Consider the following 19,687-nt stretch of genomic DNA (forward strand, 5'->3'; position numbering starts at 1 on the left):
CCCCGCCTCCTCGACTCCCTCCCCGAGCTCTACCGCGAGCTGCTCCCCGGCTTCTTCCGCCAGGACGTCCCCGAGGAGACCAAGGCCACCTGTTCGAACTGCGCCATGTGCGAGGGCTCCGCCCAGGGCAGCGTGGAGGCCGTGGACGGCGTCAGCCGCCTGTTCCGCCCCGACACCAAGTGCTGCACCTACTTCCCGCGCCTGCCCAACTACCTGGTGGGCGCGCTCCTGTCGGACGAGCGGCCGGAGCTGTCCGAGGGCCGCTCGCGCATGGAGGCGCGCATCGCCGCGCGCATCGGCGTGACGCCGCAGTGGGTGAAGCCCCCGGCCAAGTTCAACTTCCTCTACAAGAACGGCACCCAGTTCTTCGGCCGGGCCGCGTCGCTGCGCTGCCCCTACTACGCGCAGCAGAGCGGCGGCTGCACCATCTGGCCCTACCGCGAGGCGGTGTGCTCCACCTTCTTCTGCAAGTACGTGGCGGGCGCGGACGGCCGCAGGTTCTACATGTCCCTCAAGACGTACCTGACGCTGACGGAGATCCAGCTGTCGCGCTGGACGACGCTCCAGCTGCTGCCCGACTACATCCTGTCCGGCAAGGACCGCCCGGAGCTGCAGCCCTCACCGCTCACCGTCGAGGACCTGGACGACGCGCCACCTCCCGCGCGCGCCTACGCGGACCTGTGGAAGGGCTACGTGGGCCTGGAGGTGGACTACTACCGCGAGTGCCACCGGCTGGTGCGCAGGCTGGACGCCGCGGGGCTCGACAAGCTGCTCGGCCTGGACGGCCTCATCGAGCTCAAGGCGCTGGAGGCGCACCTGGGCACCGCCGTGTCCTCCCAGCTGCCGCGCACGCTCAAGTTCAACGCGGACGCCACCGTGCAGTGGATGCCCGACGGCAGCGTGGCCCTGGGCGCGTACAGCGACTTCGACGCCGTGGCCCTGCCCGGCGAGGCCTACGGGCTGCTCGTGGAGTTCACCGGACGACAGAGCGTGGAGGCCGTGCGCCACCACCTGCGTGAGCACAAGCAGGCGGACCTGTCCGAGGACGTGCTGCTGGAGCTCTACCGGCACCGCATCCTCGTGGAGGTCTAGGCTCGGCTACGGCGGGCCGGACAGCGCGCCCAGCTCCTGCAACAGGCGGCTGGACGCGTGCGCCTCCCGCCACGCGGGCACCGACGCCGACAGGTGCTCGGCCAGCCACGCACAGAAGCCCGGGTCTCCAGCGCCCAGCCACTCCGCCGACTCGGTCAGCTCCGCCTGCGCGGCCTCCCACGCCCGGCGATAGGCGCTCGCCGAGGACATCACCTGCGTCACCGCGTGCGTGAAGGCATCCAGCGCCGCCCTCAGCTCCAGCGCCGCCGAGGGCTCCTTGCCGCGCGACTCGCGCAGCCGTCCCAGGTGCAACAGCAGCCCCTGCTCCAGCGCCGCGGTGGTGCCCAGCCGTGCCTGCGCCCCGCGCAGGAGCAGCTGCAGGTCCTCGTTCAGCTCGCGCAGCAGCTCCTCCGTCGAGCGCGCCACCGGGCGGCCCAGCCGCGTGCAGACGGCCTGCCAGAGGTTGCTGTACGCGAGCAGCTCGCTGACCCCGCGGCGGACGTGAGGAGGGATGCGGTCCAGGAACTCCAGCGCGGCGCCGCGCGCCTCGACGGCCAGCGCGCCGGAGCCCTTGGCCAGCTGAAGCAGCTTCCAGGCCCACGGAAGGGCCTGCTCGGTGGAGCGGAACAGCGCCTCGCAGCTCGCGCTCAGCGCGCCCGCGTGGCTGCCCTCCTTCGGCACCGCGGGGGCCTGGGCCATCTTCAAGGGCTCCGGTTCCTGGGGCTCATGCTGAACACTTCCTTCGTGCTCGCGCCGCGCGCCTTCCGACGAGGAATGTTCGCGTTCCGAAGAGCTGTCGTCCAGCCACATGCATCTCCTCCGGCCTCGTCGGCGGACCCCCGGTTATCGCACGCCCCGTCGGCAACCTCCAAGAGCCTCGCGACCCGGCATGAAGGACACCCGACGTGCGTCCCGGACGTCGACGTCCGTGGCCGTTCGGGCATTCAAAAGGTCACAGGCATTCCCGAAAGTTGAGAGCCCCCGACAAAAACGGGCCCGCGACGCGCGCGGGCCCGGGCCCGGATGAGGCAGGGCGCCCCAGGCCTCAATGCAGGGTGTGCTTCAGGTGGCTGAGCTTCTTGTGCGTGCTCTTCTGCTTGGGCAACAGCTCCATGCGCACGAAGCGGCGCAAGTCACCGTGGACCTTGCCCGCGTTCTGCTCGTAGTCGCGAAGGCCCTTGTCCTCGCCCTCCTCCAGGGCGGAGATGGCCTTGTCCTCGCCCAGGAGGTCCGCGCCGCCCTGGACCACCTTCGCGAAGACGCCCCACACGCCCGAGCCCTCCGCGGGCTCACCGTCCAACTGCCGGATGCGCTCCTTGAGCGCCTCCACGCGCTGCTCGTGGTCCTTCAGGCACTCCTCGAGCGTGCGCCGCCGCACGTCGTGCTCGATGTGCCCCATCGCCTGGCGGTAGGTCTCCACCGCTGAAATCTCGCCCCGCAAGAAGGAATTGAGCGTCTCGACATCCTTGCCAGCCTGAGCCATCGACGGCCTCCTGGTGAGGGTGAACGGATTGCTGTTCCAAGAAGTTGAGGCGCGGCCGGCGGCTCGCAACGAGGGCCCCCTCCCCCGTCACCTCCCCGCGGGCACACGCACCGTCCGTGTTTCCACGCGGGCCGGCGCGACTGTCCGGGTAGTCTGTTTGCAAGAATGCGTCAGGGCTGTGAAGCTGATCCCAGAGTACCCCGGTTCCTGTGCCGTGCCCCTGGCCCGTGGGAAGCTGGCCAGGCAACCCAGCTCGCTCCTCCTCGACGAATGACCGCCCCGTCGCCTGCTTCACCGTCGCGCCCGCTGCTCACGTTCGCCCTGGTCTGGCTGGGTCAGTTCGTCTCCCTGTTCGGCTCCGGGCTGACGTCGTTCGCGCTGGGCGCGTACGTCTACCAGCTCACCGGCTCCACGACGCGCTTCGTGCTCATCTCGTTCTGCGCGACGCTGCCGTTGGCGGTGCTGTCGCCGTTCGCGGGCGTGCTGGTGGACCGGTGGGACCGGCGCAAGGCGATGCTCTGGAGCGACGTGGGCTCGGGCGTCACCACGGGGCTCATCTGGACGCTGCTGGTGGCGGACAACGCGGGCTGGCTGAAGTTCCAGAGCTGGTACATGTACCCCATCGTCCTGCTGGGCGGCTGTTGCACGGCGTTCCGGTGGCCGGCGTGGCAGGCGACGACGCCGCTGCTCATCCCCAAGCGGCACCTGGGGCGGGCCAGTGGCCTGGCGGAGCTGGGCGCGGCCATCAGCCAGATTGCCTCGCCGGTGTTCGCGGGCGTGCTGGTGGGCAGCATCGGCCTGCACGGCGTGCTCTTCATGGACGTGCTGAGCTTCCTGTTCGCCGCGAGCGTGCTCGTCGCGGTGCGCTTCCCGGCACCACCGCCGAGCGCGGCGCGGGCTCCGGGCAGGCGCTCGATGCGCGCGGAGCTCGCCGAGGCGTGGCGCTTCGTGCGCGAGCGGCGGGGGCTGACGTACCTCTTGGGCTTCACCACGTTCACCAACGCGAGCATGGCCCTGGTGCTGCTGCTCATCACGCCGCTGGTGCTGAGCTTCACGGACGTGAAGAACCTGGGCGTCATCGGCTCCGTGTCCGGCCTGGGCATGCTGGCCGGGGGCGTGCTCACCAGCGTGTGGGGCGGCCCCAAGCAGCGCATGCGGGGCGTGGCGGGCTTCCCGCTCATCGCCGCGACGATGCTGCTGCTGGCCGCGCTGCCCCCCAGCGTACCGTTGCTCGCCACCGCGGCGATGCTGTTCCTGTTCTCCATGCCGCTCACCGCGGCCAACTCGCAGGTGCTCTGGCAGACGAAGGTGCCGCTGGAGATCCAGGGCCGGGTGGCCGCGCTGCGAAAGACGGTGGGCCAGTCCGCGGTGCTGCTGGTCACGCTGGTGGCCGGTCCGCTGGCCGACCGCGTCTTCGAGCCGTGGATGGCTCCGGGCGGCGCGCTGGCGGACAGCATGGGGCGCCTTCTGGGCACCGGCCCCGGCCGCGGCATCGCGCTGCTCTTCGTCGTCATCGGCCTCACGGTGTTGTGCGCCGTGGGCCTGCTGCTTTCGTCCCCTCGCGCGCGGCGCGTCCAGGAAGAGCTTCCGGACGTGATTCCCTCCCATCCGCTCGCCTCGACGCTTCCTTCCGCACCGCCCGCGGCCAACGCCGTGCCCGAGAACAGGCTCTCGGCGACGGGGAACACCCCGTCTTGAGCACGTCGCGGTTCTGGCCGTCCGCGCCCATGTATCCACTGGAGTATCCGTGAGCACGCGCATCGACTCTCCGACGTCCGTCGGCCCCGTCACCCCATCCGACGCTCCCGTGGCCGCCTCCGGCTCGCCGCTGGTGGTCCTGCGCGCCGGTGACGAGAAGACTCCGCCGCTCTACCTCGTGCATCCGCTGGACGGCCGGCTGGACTGCTACGCCGCGCTCGCCGGGCACGCGCCCGCGTCCCAGCCCGTGCTGGGCTTCCAGGCGCGAGGCCTCACCGATGGCCGCGCCCCGCTGGAGTCGCTGGAGGCGATGGCCGTCTTCTACGTGGAGGCGCTGCGCGCCGAGCGGCCCGAGGGGCCCTACCATCTCGCGGGCTGGGCGCTGGGCGCCGTCATCGCGTGGGAGATGGCACGCCTGCTCCAGCGCGACGGGCACGCCGCGCGGCTCACGCTGCTCGAGCCGCCGCCCGCGGCACCCGACCGGAGCGTGTCCGCCACCGCGCTCGCGGCCCACGCGGCGCTGTTCGCGAGGGACCTGGCGCTCCAGGGGGGACTGGCTCCGCTGGAGCTGCCCGCGGCGCTCACCACGGGGAAGGACCCGGAGCCCCTGCTCGCGCACCTGCATGGCGCGGGGCTGCTGCCCGGGAACGCGCCCGTCGAATCCCTGCGCGCGCGCTTCAAGGTCTTCTCCGCGCACCTGCGCGCCGCCCGCCGCTGCGTCCCGGAGCCCTTCCCCGGCTCCGCGCTCGTGGTCCGCGCCGCCGAGGCCGCCGACGCGGGCGACACCGGGCAGGACCGGGGCTGGGCGGTGCTCGCGGAGGAGGGCTCGCGGCTCGAGGTGACGCCGGGTGACGGCTACACGCTGCTGCGCGAGCCGCACGCGAAGGCGCTCGCCGCCCGGCTCTTCGACGCCGCGCGCGCGGGCGAGGGCCCCATCCCCACGGGGCATGGCGACGGCGCGCCGCTGTCCTACGCGCAGCAGCGGCTGTGGTTCCTGGACCAGCTCCAGCCGGGCAGCCCCGCGTACAACATGTTCTACGGCCTGCGCTTCACCGGGCCGCTGGAGCACGCGCTGCTGGAGCGCGCCTTCACGGAGCTGACGCGGCGCCACCAGACGCTGCGCACCACGTTCCGCGCGTTGCCGGAAGGCCCCGTGCAGGCGGTCTCCGAGCCCGCGCCGTTCAGCATCCCGGTGGTCGACCTGCGCGCGCTGTCACCGGAGGAGCGCGACGCCCAGGCCCAGCGCCTGGCGGACCAGGAGGCGCGCACGCCCTTCGACCTGGCGGCGGGCCCGCTCCTGCGCGCGACGCTCTTGAAGCTGGACGCGCACGAGCACGTGCTGCTCATGGTCATCCACCACATCATCTCGGATGGGTGGTCCATCGGCGTGCTCACGCAGGAGGTCCCCGCGCTCTACCTGGCCTTCGCGCGGGGCCAGCCGACGCCGCTGCCCGAGCTGCCCGTGCAGTACGCGGACTTCTCCGTGTGGCAGCGCGGGTGGCTGACGGGGGACGTGCTCGAGTCGCAGCTGGCGTACTGGCGCACGCAGCTGGCCGACGCGCCGCACGCGCTGGAGCTGCCCACCGACAGGCCCCGCCCGCCCATCCAGACCCTGCGCGGCGACATGCTGCGCGTGGACATCCCGGAGACGCTGGCCCCGGCCGTCTACACGCTGTGCCGCGAGGAGGGCGTCACGCCCTTCATGGTGCTGCTGGCCACGTTCCAGACGCTGCTGGCGCGCTACTCCGGCCAGGACGACATCATCGTCGGCTCGCCCATCGCCAACCGCACGCGCGCGGACCTGGAAGGGCTCATCGGCTTCTTCGCCAACACGCTCGCGCTGCGCGCCCGCTTCAGGCCGGGCCTGACATTCCGCGAGCTGCTGCTCCAGGTGCGCGAGACGACGCTGGGCGCGTACGCGCACCAGGACGTCCCGTTCGAGAAGCTGGTGGACGAGCTGCGTCCGGAGCGGGACCAGAGCCGCACGCCGCTGTTCCAGGTGATGCTCGCCCTGCTCAACACGCCGAAGGCGGTGGGCCAGGACGACGGGAGCTCCCCGCTGAAGGTCCGCCCGCTGGACGCCATCAGCGGCACGTCGAAGTTCGACCTGACGCTGCTGATGTCCGATGACGGCACCGCCTTCCACGCGGTGTTCGAGTACAACCTGGACCTCTTCGACACGGCCACCATCCAGCGGATGGCCACGCGGCTGGTGCGCCTGCTGGAGGCCGCCGTCCGCGAGCCGGGCCAGTCCGTCTTCCGGCTGCCCCTGCTCGAGGACGCCGAGCGCCACCAACTGCTCGTCGACTGGAACGACACGTCGAAAGGCGACTTCACGCCCTCGCCCATCCACGTCCCCGTGGAGGCGCAGGCCCGCCGCACGCCCGACGCCGTCGCCGTCACGGATGGCACCCACGCGCTCACGTACGCGGAGCTGGACACGCGGGCCAACCAGCTCGCCTGGCACCTGCGCGCGCGCGGCGTCGCGACCGGGAGCACCGTCGGCATCTGCCTGGAGAAGTCGCTCGACATGGCCATCGCCGTCCTGGCCACGCTCAAGGCCGGGGCCAACTATCTGGCGCTGGACCCGACCTACCCCTCCGAGCGCCTGGCCTACATGCTCGCGGACACGCTCGCGCCCGTGGTCCTCACGCACTCGAGCCTGAAGTCCGCCCTGCCCTTCCTGGAGTCCACCCGCGTCATCACGCTGGATGACGAGGCGGACGCGCTCGGACGGCAGCCGCGCCACGCGCCCGGCGTCGACGTGCCGGTGGACGCCACCGTCTACGTCATCTACACCTCCGGCAGCACGGGCCTGCCCAAGGGCATCGTCATGCCCCACCGCGCGCTGAGCTCGCTGCTGACGTGGCAGGTGGGCCAGTCGGCGCTGCCCGGGGCCACGACGCTCCAGTTCGCGTCGCTCAACTTCGACGTCTCCGTGCAGGAGCTCTTCTCCACCTGGTGGACGGGCGGCACCGTCGTGCTGCCCACCGGGGCGCTGCGCCAGGACATCCCCGCGCTGCTCGACTTCATGCACCAGCAGGGCGTCGCGCGGCTCTTCCTCCCGTTCGTCGCGCTGCAGGCCATGGCGGACGCTGTCGCTCACGGGGCCACGCTTCCCACCGCGCTGCGCGAGGTGGTCACCGCCGGCGAGCAGCTCCAGGTGAGCGCCAGCATCGTGGCCTTCTTCGAGAAGCTCCCGGGCTGCGCCCTGGAGAACCAGTACGGCCCCTCCGAGGCCCACGTCGTCACCGCGTTCCGCCCGCGCGGCGAGCCCGCGGCCTGGCCTCCCCTGCCGTCCGTCGGAAGCCCCGTGGGCCACACGCGCATCTACCTGCTGGACGCGCTGGGACAGCCGGTGCCCGTGGGCGTCGCCGGTGAGGTGTACGTCGGCGGTGAGCACCTGGCGCAGGGCTACCAGCGCAAGGCGGACGTCACCGCGCGCAGCTTCGTGCCGGACCCGTTCTCGCGGACGCCGGGGGCGCGGCTGTACCGCACCGGTGACGCCGCTCGCTGGCGCGCGGACGGGACGCTCGACTTCCTGGGCCGCCTGGACTCGCAGGTGAAGCTGCGCGGCTTCCGCATCGAGCTGGGCGAGGTGGAGACGGTGCTGCGCTCCGCGCCGGGGCTGCGCGACGCGGCCGTGGTGGTGCGCGAGGACGTGCCGGGGGACCGGCGGCTCGTCGGCTACGTCGTCTCCGCCTCGGACGCGGCGCCGGACGTCGAGGCCCTCCGCGTCTTCCTGCAGGAGCGGCTGCCCGAGTACATGGTGCCCAACGCGTTCGTCGCGCTGGAGGCGCTCCCGCTCACGCCCAGCGGAAAGCTCGCGCGCAAGCGGCTGCCCGCGCCGGACGCGGAGAGCCTGCGCGGCGGCGCCTTCGCCCCGCCGCGCACGCCGCTGGAGGAGAAGCTCGCGGCGCTCTTCGCGGACGTGTTGCACGTGCCGCGCGTGAGCGTCACCGACAACTTCTTCGCGCTCGGGGGGCACTCCCTGCTCGCCACGCAGGTGGTGTCGCGCGTGCGCTCCGCGCTCGGCGTGGAGCTGCCGCTCCGCACCGTCTTCGGCGCGCCCACCGTCGCGGCGCTCGCGGCGCAGATCGACACGATGCTGCTGATGTCGGGCAAGCGGCAGCCCCCTCCGCTCGTCCCCGTGCCGCGCTCCGGGCCCCTGCCGCTGTCCTTCGCGCAGCAGCGCCTGTGGTTCCTCGACCAGCTCCAGCCCGGCACCGCGACGTACAACATGCCGTCGTTCGTCCGGCTGGACGGACCGCTGGACCGCGCCGCGCTCCAGCGCGCCTTCGACGAGCTGGTGCGGCGTCACGAGGCGCTGCGCACCACGTTCCTCCAGCAGAACGACGAGCCCTACCAGCTCATCGCGCCGCAGGGCGAGCTGCCCGTGACGCACGTGGACCTGAAGGCCCTGGAGGCCGAGGCGAAGCAGCGGGAGGTGGAGCGCCTGCTCCACGAGGAGTACCTGCGCCCCTTCAACCTCTCCACCGGGCCGCTGGTGCGCGCGCTGGTGCTGGAGCTGACCCCGACGGAGCGCATCCTCGCGCTCAACATGCACCACATCGTCTCCGACGGTTGGTCCATGGGCGTGCTCGTCCAGGAGGTCGGCGCGCTCTACGGCGCGTTCGCGATGGGGCTGCCGTCGCCGCTGCCCCCGCTGGCCCTCCAGTACGCCGACTACGCCGTGTGGCAGCGCGACTGGCTCCAGGGCGAGGTGCTGGAGCAGCAGCTCGCGTGGTGGCGGGGGCGGCTGGGCGGAGTGCCGCCCCTGGAGCTACCCATCGACAAGCCCCGGCCTCCGGTGCAGACGTTCAACGGAAGCCAGGCGCCCATCACCTTGAAGCCGGAGGTCTCGCGGCGGCTGAAGACGCTGTGCAACCGCGAGGGGACCACGCCGTTCATGGCGCTGCTCGCCGCGTGGCAGCTGCTGCTCTCGCGGCACACGGGCCAGGACGACATCGCCGTCGGCTCGCCCATCGCGGGCCGGCAGCGCGCGGAGCTCGAGGGCCTCATCGGCTTCTTCGTCAACACGCTGGTCTTCCGCGCGCGCGTGGATGCGCGGGCGTCGTTCCTGACGCTGCTCCGGCAGGTGAAGGAGAACGCGCTCGGCGCCTACGCGCACCAGGACGTCCCCTTCGAGCGGCTGGTCGAGGAGCTCCAGGTCCGCCGGGACCTGAGCCGCAGCCCTCTGTTCCAGGTCCTCTTCGCGCTCCAGAACACGCCCGGCACCTCCGCCCAGAAGCAGGACACGGCGCTCGAGCCCGTGGAGGTGAAGGACACCGTCATCAAGTTCGAGCTGGAGCTGAACTTCGTGGACGGGCCCGAGGGGTTCCTCGGCGCGCTGACCTACAACACGGACCTGTTCGAGCGCGCCACCATCGCGCGCATGGCGCGGCACTTCGAGGTGCTCGTCGAGGCCGTCGTCGGCCGGCCCGACGCGCCCCTGGCCACGCTCTCCATGCTGCCGGAGGAGGAGTCCCGTCAGCTCCTCGTCGACTGGGCCTCCACGCCCGCCCGCGTCCCGGTGGACGTCACGCTGCCGGAGGTCTTCTCCCGCGTGGCCGCCGAGCGGCCCGACGCCACCGCGCTCCTCTTCGGCGACACCACCGTCACCTACCGGCAGCTCGACGAGCGCTCGAACCAGCTCGCCCGGCACCTGCGCTCGCTCGGCGTCACCACCGACTGCCGCGTCGCCGTCTCGCTGGAGCGCTCGCCCGAGCTCATCGTCGCCCTGGTCGCCATCCTCAAGGCCGGCGCGGCCTACGTCCCGCTCGACACGTCCTATCCGCGGGAGCGGCTGGTCTTGATGCTCGAGGACTCGCGCCCCGACGCGCTCGTCACCACGGGCGCGCTGCGCTCCCTGCTCCCCGCGGACGGGCTCACGTGCGTGCTGCTCGAGGAGGCCCCGCTGGACGGCCTCGCCTCCACGCCGCTCGCGCCCGCCGCGCACCCGCATTCGCTGGCCTACATCGACTTCACGTCCGGCTCCACGGGCAGGCCCAAGGGTGTCGCCTGCACCCATCGCGGCGTCATCCACACGCTGGTCGGCATCGACTACACCCGCTTCGGGCCCGAGCAGACGCACCTGATGCTCGCGCCCATCTCCTTCGACGCCTCCACGTTCGAAGTCTGGGGCGCGCTGCTGCACGGCGCGCGGCTGGCCCTCCTGCCGCCGCGGACACCGTCGCTCGAGGAGCTGTTCCAGACTGTCGCCCGCCACGGCGTCACCACGCTCTGGGCCACCAGCGGTCTGTTCTCGCAGCTCGTCGAGAGCCGCCTCCCCGTGCCCGCCTGCCTCCAGCGCCTCCTCACCGGTGGCGACGTGGTCTCCGCGCTGAACGCGCGCCGCGCCGTGGCGGACTGGGGCATCCAGGTCACCAACTGCTACGGCCCCACCGAAATCACCGTCGTCGCCACGACCTTCACCGTCGCGAGCCCCGACGACGTCGGCGTCTGCGTCCCCATCGGCCGTCCGACGAACGGAACGCACCTGCGCGTCCTCGACGCGTCGCTGCAGCCGGTGCCCGTCGGCGTGACGGGGGAGCTGTTCATCGGCGGTGACGGCCTCGCGCGAGGCTACGTCGGCCAGCCCACCTTCACCGCGGAGCGCTTCGTCCCGGACCCGTTCTCCGCCGTGCCCGGGGCGCGCCTCTACCGCTCTGGCGACCTGGTGCGCTGGCGGCAGGACGGCGCGCTGGACTTCGTCGGCCGCGCGGATGCGCAGGTCAAGGTCCGCGGCTTCCGCATCGAGCTGTCCGAAGTCGAGGCGGGGCTGCTCTCCCATCCCGCCGTGCGCGAGGCCGTGGCCATCGCCCGCGAGGACGTCCCCGGCGACAAGCGCCTCGTCGGCTACTTCGTCTCGGACGAGCTCGACGCCGTCACGCTCCGGGCCTTCCTCAAGTCGCGACTGCCCGAGTTCATGGTGCCGTCGTCCCTGCTGCGGCTCGAGGCGTTCCCGCTCACCGCGAACGGGAAGGTGGACCGCAAGGCGCTGCCTCCACCCGAGGCCGTCCTCACGCCGACGTCCTCCGCCGAGCTCGTCCCGCCTCGGACGCCCACCGAGGAGCGGCTCGCCACGCTCTGGATGCAGATCCTCCGCGTCCCGCGCATCGGCGTCACCGACGACTTCTTCGCGCTGGGAGGGCACTCCCTGCTGGCCACGCAGCTCGTGTCGCGCATCCGCACGGCCTTCCAGGCGGAGCTCGCACTGAGGGAGCTGTTCGAGGCGCCCACCATCGAGACCCTGGCCGCCCGGCTCGACGCGATGGCGCTCGCGGGCAGGGGGCCGGTGCGTCCGCCGCTGCTCCTGGTGCCGCGCGATGGCGCCCCGCTGCCGCTGTCCTTCGCGCAGCAGCGCCTGTGGTTCCTGGACCGGTTCCAGCCCGACAGCCCGTTCTACAACGTGCCGTCCGCGCTCCCCCTCGACGGAGCGTTGGACCTGGACGCGCTGGAGAAGGGCATCCAGGCGCTCGTGCAACGCCACGAGGCCCTGCGCACCAGCTTCCACGTGCAGCCGGACGGCGTGCCCTTCCAGCGCATCCACGAGCACGCGGAGCTCCGCCTCGCCGTCGTGGACCTGAGCGCGCTTCCGGAAGCGGAGCGCGAGGCCCGGGCGCTCGAGCTGGCCGCGGCCGAGGCCCAGAAGCCCTTCGACCTGGGACAGGCGCCCCTCCTCCGCGCCTCCGTGCTGCGCCTGTCCGACGAGCGCCACGTGCTGCTCGTCACCCAGCACCACATCATCTCCGACGCGTGGTCCAACGGCATCATCTCGCGCGAGATTGGCGTGCTCTACGACGCCTTCGCGCGCGGGCAGCCCTCTCCGCTGCCGCCGCTGACGTACCAGTACGCGGACTACGCCGTGTGGCAGCGAGGCTGGCTGCAGGGCGAGGTGCTCGCGCGGCAGGTCGGGTGGTGGAGGACACAGCTGGAGGGTGCGCCGCGGGTGCTGGAGCTGCCCACGGACAGGCCCCGGCCGCCCGTGCAGACGGCGAACGGCTCGACGCTCAACGTGCGCCTGGGACGCGAGCTCACCGCGCGGCTCCAGGCGATGTGCAAGCGCGAGGGCGTCACGCCGTTCATGGCGCTGCTGGCCTCCTTCCAGGTGCTGCTCGCCCGCTACTCCGGACAGGACGACATCGTCGTCGGCTCGCCCATCGCCAACCGGCACCAGTCCGAGGTGGAGGGAATCGTCGGATTCTTCGTCAACACGCTCGCCCTGCGCGCCCGGCTCACGCCCGGCCTGAGCTTCCGCGAGCTGCTGAAGCAGGTGCGTGACACGACGCTGGGGGCCTATGCCCATCAGGACGTGCCCTTCGAGAAGCTGGTGGAGGAGCTGCGGCCCGAGCGCGACCTGAGCCGCTCACCGCTCTTCCAGGCCCTGCTCGCGCTCCAGACCTACGAGCGCACCGGCGGCGACGGCGGCGACTCCGACACGCTGGACGTGGACAGCGGCACCGCCAAGTTCGACGTGTCCCTGCTCCTGTTCGACTCCGGCAACGACATTGGAGGCATGCTCGAGTTCAACACGGACCTGTTCGACCGGAGCACGGCCGAGCGGATGCGGTCGCACTGGACGCGGCTGCTCGCGTCCGTCGTGGACGCCCCCGAGCAGTCCATCTGGAGCGCCCCGCTGTTGGCCGAGGAGGAGCGCGGCAGGCTCCTGGTCGACTGGAACAGCACCGCGAAGGGGCCGCACACCGCCACGCCCATCCACGAGCCCGTGAGCGCGCGCGCCAGGCTCACGCCGGACGTCATCGCGGTCACCGATGGGACGAGCGCGCTCACCTATGCGCAGCTCGAAGGCCGCGCCAACCAGCTCGCGCATCGGCTGCTCGCGCTCGGCGTCGAGGCGGGTGTGCCCGTGGGCATCTGCCTGGACAAGTCGTTGGACATGGCCGTCGCCGTGCTGGCGTCGCTCAAGGCCGGCGCGTCCTACCTCCCGTTGGACCCGAACTACCCCGCCGAGCGCCTGGCCTTCATGCTCGAGGACTCGGCGACGCCCGTCGTCCTGTCGCACTCCACGCTGCGCGCCTCGGTGCCCGCGTCACGCGCGAGGCTCGTGCTGCTGGATGAGGAGGCACAGGACCTGGCCACCCGGTCCACGCACGCCCCGGAGGTCTTCGTCTCGCCGGAGTCCCCCGCCTACGTCATCTACACGTCGGGCTCCACGGGCAGGCCCAAGGGCGTCGCGCTGCCGCACCGCGCGCTGAGCCACCTGCTGACGTGGCAGCTGAGCCAGTCGCCAGTGCCCTCGGCGACCACGCTCCAATTCGCGTCGCTCAGCTTCGACGTCTCCTGCCAGGAGCTGTTCTCCACGTGGTGGGCCGGCGGCACGCTGGTGCTCCCCACGGGAGGACTGCGGCAGGACATCCCCGCGCTGCTCGACTTCATGCACCGGCAGGGCGTCGCGCGGCTCTTCCTCCCCTTCGTCGCGCTCCAGGCCATCTCGGACGCCGTCGCGCACGGCGCCACGCTTCCGTCCGCGCTGCGCGAGGTCGTCACCGCCGGTGAGCAGCTCCAGGTGACGCCCGCGCTGGTGGCGTTCTTCGAGCGGCTCCCGGGCTGCATCCTGGAGAACCAGTACGGCCCGTCGGAGACGCACGTCGTCTCGGCGTTCCGACTCCAGGGCCCTCCCGCGTCCTGGCCCCGGCTGCCGTCCATCGGCGGCCCGCTGCCGCACACGCAGCTCTACGTGCTGGACGCGCTCGGACAGCCGACGCCCGTGGGCGTTCCCGGCGAGCTGTTCATCGGCGGCGCCCACCTCGCGCTGGGGTACGCGGGCCGCCCCGAGCTGACGGCGGAGAAGTTCGTCCCCCATCCGTTCAGTCCCACGCCGGGCGCGCGGCTCTATCGCACGGGCGACTCCGCGCGGTGGAAGGCGGACGGCACCGTCGAGTTCCTCGGCCGCCTGGATGGTCAGGTGAAGCTGCGTGGCTTCCGTGTGGAGCTGGGCGAGGTCGAATCCGCGCTGCGCGCCCTCCCGGGCATCCGCGATGCGGCCGCCACGGTCCGCGAGGACGTCCCCGGCCTCAAGCGCCTCGTGGGGTATCTGGTGCCCACGGCCGAGTCCGCGTCGCCGGGCCTCGAAGCCCTGCGGGCCGCGCTCCTCCAGCGCCTGCCCGAGTACATGGTGCCCTCCGCGTTCGTCACGCTGGAGGCGCTCCCCCTCACGCCGAGCGGCAAGGTGGCGCGGCGCCAGCTACCCGCGCCGGACGTGAATGAGCAGGAGCGAGAGGCTCCGTATGTCGCGCCCCGGACGCCCCGGGAGGAGAAGCTCGCGGAGATCTTCTCCCAGGTGCTGCACCTGCCGCGGGTGAGCATCACCGACAACTTCTTCGCGCTCGGTGGGCACTCGCTGCTGGCCACGCAGGTCATCTCGCGCGTCCGCTCGGCGTTCGAGCTGGAGCTGCCGTTGCGCGCGCTCTTCGAGGCGCCGACGGTGGCCTCCCTCGCCGCCCGCATCGAGGACGAGACACCTGGAGCCGGCCGCGCGCCTCCCCTCGTCGCCGTGCCGCGCGACGGCGCGGTGCCGCTGTCCTTCGCCCAGCTGCGCCTCTGGTTCATCGACCAGTTCCAGCCCGGCGGCGCCGCGTACCACATGCCGTCGTTCGTCCGGCTGGAGGGATCGCTCGACACGGCGGCGCTCCAGCGCGCCTTCGACGAGTTGGTGCGGCGTCATGAGGCGCTGCGCACCACGTTCTTCCAGCAGGACGACCAGCCCTTCCAGCGCATCGCGCCGCACGGCGAGCTGCCGCTGGCCCGAGTGGACCTCCAGTCCCTGGAGTCCACACAGGCTCACGCGGAGGTGAAGCGCCTGCTCCTCGAGGAGCTCGCCCGCCCCTTCAACCTGTCCACCGGGCCGCTCATCCGCGCCCAGCTCCTGGCCCTGTCACCCACCGAGCACGTGCTCGCGCTCAACATGCACCACATCGTCTCCGACGGTTGGTCCATGGGCGTGCTCATCCAGGAGGTCGCCGCCCTCTACGACGCCTTCGCGCACGGCAAGCCGTCACCGCTGCCGCCGCTGACACTCCAGTACGCCGACTACGCCATCTGGCAGCGCGCCTGGCTCCAGGGTGACGTGCTGGAGGGACAGCTCTCCTACTGGCGCCGTCAGCTCGCCGGCGTCACGGCCCTGGACCTGCCCACGGACAAGTCGCGGCCGCTGGTCATGTCCTCGCGCGGTGGCCATGTCGGCGTCTTCCTGCCGGCCACCACGGGGAGGAAGCTCGCGGAGCTGTGCCAGCGCGAGGGCGCCACGCCCTTCATGGTGCTGCTCGCCGCGTGGCAGGTGCTGCTGTCGCGCTACTCGGGCCAGGACGACGTCACCGTCGGTTCTCCCATTGCGGGCCGTCAGCGCTCGGAGCTCGAGGGCCTCATCGGCTTCTTCGTCAACACGCTCGTCTTCCGCGCGCGCATCGATGGGCAGGCGTCGTTCCAGCACCTGCTCGAGCAGGTGAAGGAGTCCGCGCTCGGCGCCTACGCGCATCAGGACGTGCCGTTCGAGCGTCTGGTGGAGGTGCTCCAGCCCGCGCGTGACTTGAGCCGCAGCCCGCTGTTCCAGGTCCTGTTCTCGCTCCAGAACACGCCGGCCTCGGCCATCCAGAAGCAGGAGCTGACGCTCAGCCCCGTCGACATCGACGACACCACGTCCAAGTTCGAGCTCAACCTCAACCTCGTGGAGCTGCCGGACGGATATGCCGGCTCGCTCGGCTACAACTCCGACCTGTTCGAGCACGCCACCATCGAGCGGCTCGCGCTCCACTTCACCCAACTGGTCGAGTCCCTCGTCTCGCGCCCCGACGTGCCCATCTCCGGCCATGCGCTGCTCACCGCGCACGAGCAGCAGAAGGTCCTGGTCGACTGGAACGACACGCGTTGGGACCTCCCCACGGAGCCCTTCGTCCACCGGCGCGTGGAACAGCAGGCGCGGCTCACGCCCGAGGCCGTCGCGGTCCTCTCCGATGACGGAGCGCTCACGTACCGTCAGCTCGAGGCGCGCGCGAACCAGCTCGCGCGGCTTCTGGTCTCCCGTGGCGTGAAGCCGGGGGACTTCGTCGCCCTCCTCTCGCACCGCACGCTCCAGCTCCCCGTCTGCCTGTTCGCCATCCTCAAGGCGGGCGCCGCGTACCTCCCGCTCTCGCCCGACTATCCGCGCGAGCGCCTGGCCTTCATGCTCCGCGACAGCGGCGCGCGGCTGGTGCTCACCCAGGAGTCCCTGCTCGACCTGCTGCCCGAAGGTGTCACGGCCGAGCGGCTGGACTCCGCGGCGCACCAGGAGGCCCTCGCGCGCGAATCCGCGGAGCCGTTCTCCGCGCGTCACGAGCCCGAGGCGCCGGCGTATGTCATCTACACGTCCGGCTCCACGGGTCAGCCCAAGGGCGTGCTCATCCCGCATCGAGCCCTCGCCAACCACATGGCGTGGTTCCTCGAGGCCTTCCCGCTCACGGCCCAGGACAAGGTGCTCCTCAAGACGCCGCTGGCCTTCGACGCCTCCGTCTGGGAGTGCTGGGCGCCGCTGCTCGTCGGCGCGCCGCTGGTCCTCGCGCCGCGGGATGCACACCGCGACGCCGCGCTGCTGCTCGACTCCGTCATCCGGCATGGCATCACCGTGCTCCAGCTGGTTCCGTCGCTGCTCCGATTCGCGCTGGATGAGCCCTCGCTGTCGCGTGTCACGTCGCTGAAGTGGCTGTTCTGCGGAGGCGAGGCGCTGTCCACGTCGCTCGCATCGATGGTCCGTGAGCGACTCTCCAGCACGCGGCTGGTCAACCTCTACGGCCCCACGGAAGTCACCATCGACTCGACGTCCACCGTCGTGGGCGAGGCCGTGGCAGGAGGCTCCATCCCCATCGGCCGGCCGGTCGCCAACACGCGTGCCTACGTCCTGGACGGCGCGCTGCACCCCGTGCCCGCGGGCGTCCCGGGCGAGCTGTATCTGGGCGGCGCACAGGTGGCACTCGGGTACCTCGGCAGGCCCGCGCTCACCGCGGAGCGCTTCATCCCCGACCCGTTCTCCTCCTCGCCTGGAGCGCGGCTCTATCGCACGGGTGACCGGGCGAGGTGGCTCGCCGAGGGACAGCTCGAGTACCTCGGCCGCACCGACTTCCAGGTGAAGCTGCGCGGCCTGCGCATCGAACTGGGGGAGATCGAGACCGCGCTCCGCACTCAACCGGGCATTCGCGACGCCGTCGTCCTGGTGCGTGAGGACGTGCCCGGCCAGCACCGGCTCGTCGCCTACCTCGTGTCCGGGTTGGTCGACACCGTGGCCCTGGTGGCCGCGCTGCGCGAGCACCTGCCCGAGTACATGCTGCCCACGGTCTTCGTGCCCCTGGAGGCCCTGCCGCTGACGCCCAACGGCAAGGTCGACCGGCAGGCCCTGCCCGTTCCGGAGCAGAGCGCCGAGGACACGCTCTTCGTCGCGCCGCGTGACGCGCTCGAGACGGCCCTCGCCGGCATCTGGGCCGAGGTCCTCCAGCTCGACCGGGTCAGCGTCACCGCCAACTTCTTCTCCCTGGGCGGACATTCGCTGCTGGCCACGCAGGTGGTCTCCCGCGTGCGCAGGACGCTCGACCTGGAGCTGCCGCTGCGCGCGCTCTTCGAGTCGCCCACCGTCGCCACGCTCGCCGCTCGGCTCGCGCAGACCTCCGGCACGTCCGCGGGCACGAAGACACCCGCGCTGGTGCCGGTGCCGCGCTCGGGCGAGCTGCCGCTGTCCTTCGCCCAGCAGCGCCTGTGGCTCATCGACCAGTTGGAGCCGGGCAGCTCGACGTACAACATCCCGCTCGCGCTGCTCCTTCAGGGGCCGCTCGACGTGGCGGCGCTCCAGGGGGCCTTCACGGCGCTCGTCGACCGACACGAGTCCCTCCGCACCACGTTCGTGACGCACGAGGGCGCTCCGCGTCAGCACATCCACGCCTCCTCTCCGGTCCCCCTGGCCGTGGTGGATCTCCAGTCGCATCCCGAGGTGACCCGGCTCGACGAGGCCCACCGGCGGGTGAGCGAGGAGGCCTCACGCCCGTTCGACCTGGAGCGCGGCCCGGTGCTGCGCGTGCTCCTGCTGAAGCTGGAGGCCGAGCGACACGTGCTCGTGGGGACGGTGCACCACATCGCGTCGGATGGTTGGTCCATGGGCGTGCTGCTCCGTGAGCTGGCGGAGCTCTACTCCGCGAAGCTCAGCGGACGGGCTTCGCAGTTGGAGCCCCTGCCCATCCAATACGCGGACTTCGCCGCGTGGCAGCGTGCGTGGCTGCGTGACGAGGCGTTGGAGCGGCAGCTCTCGTATTGGAGGCAGCAGCTCGCGGACGCTCCGCCGTTCCTGGAGCTGCCCACGGACAAGCCCAGGCCTCCCGTGCAGACGAACCGGGGGGCCACGGTCCCCGTGCGTCTGCCTCGCTCCGTGGCGGAGCGACTCGCGGCCTTCTGCCAGCAAGAGGGCATCACGCCGTTCATGGCGCTGCTCGCCGTGTGGCAGGTGGTGCTGTCCCGCTACTCGGGGCAGGACGACATCGCCGTGGGCTCACCCATCGCGGGCCGCACGCGCGCGGAGACCGAGGGCCTCATCGGCTTCTTCGTCAACACGCTGGTCCTGCGCACGCAGGTCCCCGCGTCGCTGCGCTTCCGTGAGCTGCTCGCTCGGGTGAAGCGCACCACGCTGTCTGCCTATGAGCACCAGGATGTGCCCTTCGAGAAGCTCGTCGAGGAGTTCAACCCCCACCGCACGCTCAGCCACTCGCCGCTGTTCCAGGTGATGCTCGTCCTGCAGAACGCGCCGACGACGAGCATGGAGGTGCGTGGAAGCACGGAGGTCAAGGCACCCCTGCGTCTGGAGGCGTTCGACTCGGGCGCCCCGAGCGCGAAGTTCGACCTCACCCTGACGCTGGGCGAGGGACTCGAAGGCGGACTGGGCTACCGCACGGACCTGTTCGAGGAGGCCACCATCGTCCGGATGGTGGAGCACTTCGGGACCCTGCTCGCAGCCGCGCTCGGTTCGCCGGACTCACGGCTGAGCGAGCTGGACATGTTGTCCGCCGAGGAGCGGCGCCGCGTGCTCGTCGACTGGAACTCGACGCGCCGTGAACTGCCCTGGAAGGGTGCCTTCCACGAGCTCTTCGAGGCCCAGGCCACCCTCACGCCTGACTCGCTCGCCGTCCTCGACGACTCCGCGTCCCTCTCCTTTTCCGCCCTCAACCAGCGCGCCAATCGGCTCGCGCACCTGCTGCGCGCTCGTGGCGTCGGGCCTGAAGTCCGCGTCGCCTTCTGCCTCGAGCGCTCCGTCGACTCCCTCGTCGCCCTCCTCGCCATCCTCAAGGCCGGCGCCGCCTACGTCCCACTCGACTCCGCCTACCCTCGCGAGCGCCTCGCCTTCATGCTCCAGGACTCCGGCGCTCCCTTCGTCCTCACCCACTC

5 protein-coding genes are annotated in these 19,687 nt (G+C 71.8%); 3 read left to right on the forward strand and 2 right to left on the reverse strand.

Annotated elements, in window-relative coordinates; genetic code table 11:
• On the forward strand, positions 1-1,092 hold a 1,092-nt coding region (locus FL311_RS44265), incomplete at its 5' end, for a hypothetical protein (protein WP_228557113.1).
• Between the two features lie 6 nt (positions 1,093-1,098).
• Here FL311_RS44265 and FL311_RS27330 read toward each other — a convergent pair.
• On the reverse strand, positions 1,099-1,791 hold the full coding sequence (locus FL311_RS27330) for a hypothetical protein (protein WP_228557114.1): 693 nt from the start codon (positions 1,789-1,791) through the stop codon (positions 1,099-1,101).
• A gap of 346 nt (positions 1,792-2,137) precedes the next feature.
• Positions 2,138-2,575, reverse strand: a complete 438-nt coding sequence (locus FL311_RS27335) for a DUF2383 domain-containing protein (RefSeq protein WP_046712600.1) — start codon at positions 2,573-2,575, stop codon at positions 2,138-2,140.
• Positions 2,576-2,845: 270 nt separating this feature from the next.
• On the opposite strand from FL311_RS27335, the gene FL311_RS27340 reads away from it, so the two are divergent.
• Together FL311_RS27340 and FL311_RS27345 are read left to right on the forward strand one after the other, a co-directional pair.
• Complete coding sequence (locus tag FL311_RS27340; protein ID WP_141329502.1) at positions 2,846-4,273, forward strand: MFS transporter; 1,428 nt, start codon at positions 2,846-2,848, stop codon at positions 4,271-4,273.
• A gap of 49 nt (positions 4,274-4,322) precedes the next feature.
• Positions 4,323-19,687: non-ribosomal peptide synthase/polyketide synthase (locus tag FL311_RS27345; protein WP_141329504.1), on the forward strand; the 15,365-nt coding region annotated here is incomplete at its 3' end.

This window comes from Myxococcus sp. AB025B (assembly GCF_006518215.1).
In the GTDB taxonomy this organism is placed as follows: Bacteria; Myxococcota; Myxococcia; order Myxococcales; family Myxococcaceae; genus Myxococcus; species Myxococcus fulvus.

Bases quoted from the DNA above. Each gene is read 5' to 3' on its own strand.
- FL311_RS27330 (WP_228557114.1), bottom strand. From the start codon at position 1,791: ATGGCCCAGGCCCCCGCGGTGCCGAAGGAGGGCAGCCACGCGGGCGCG.
- FL311_RS27335 (WP_046712600.1), bottom strand. From the start codon at position 2,575: ATGGCTCAGGCTGGCAAGGATGTCGAGACGCTCAATTCCTTCTTGCGG.
- FL311_RS27340 (WP_141329502.1), top strand. From the start codon at position 2,846: ATGACCGCCCCGTCGCCTGCTTCACCGTCGCGCCCGCTGCTCACGTTC.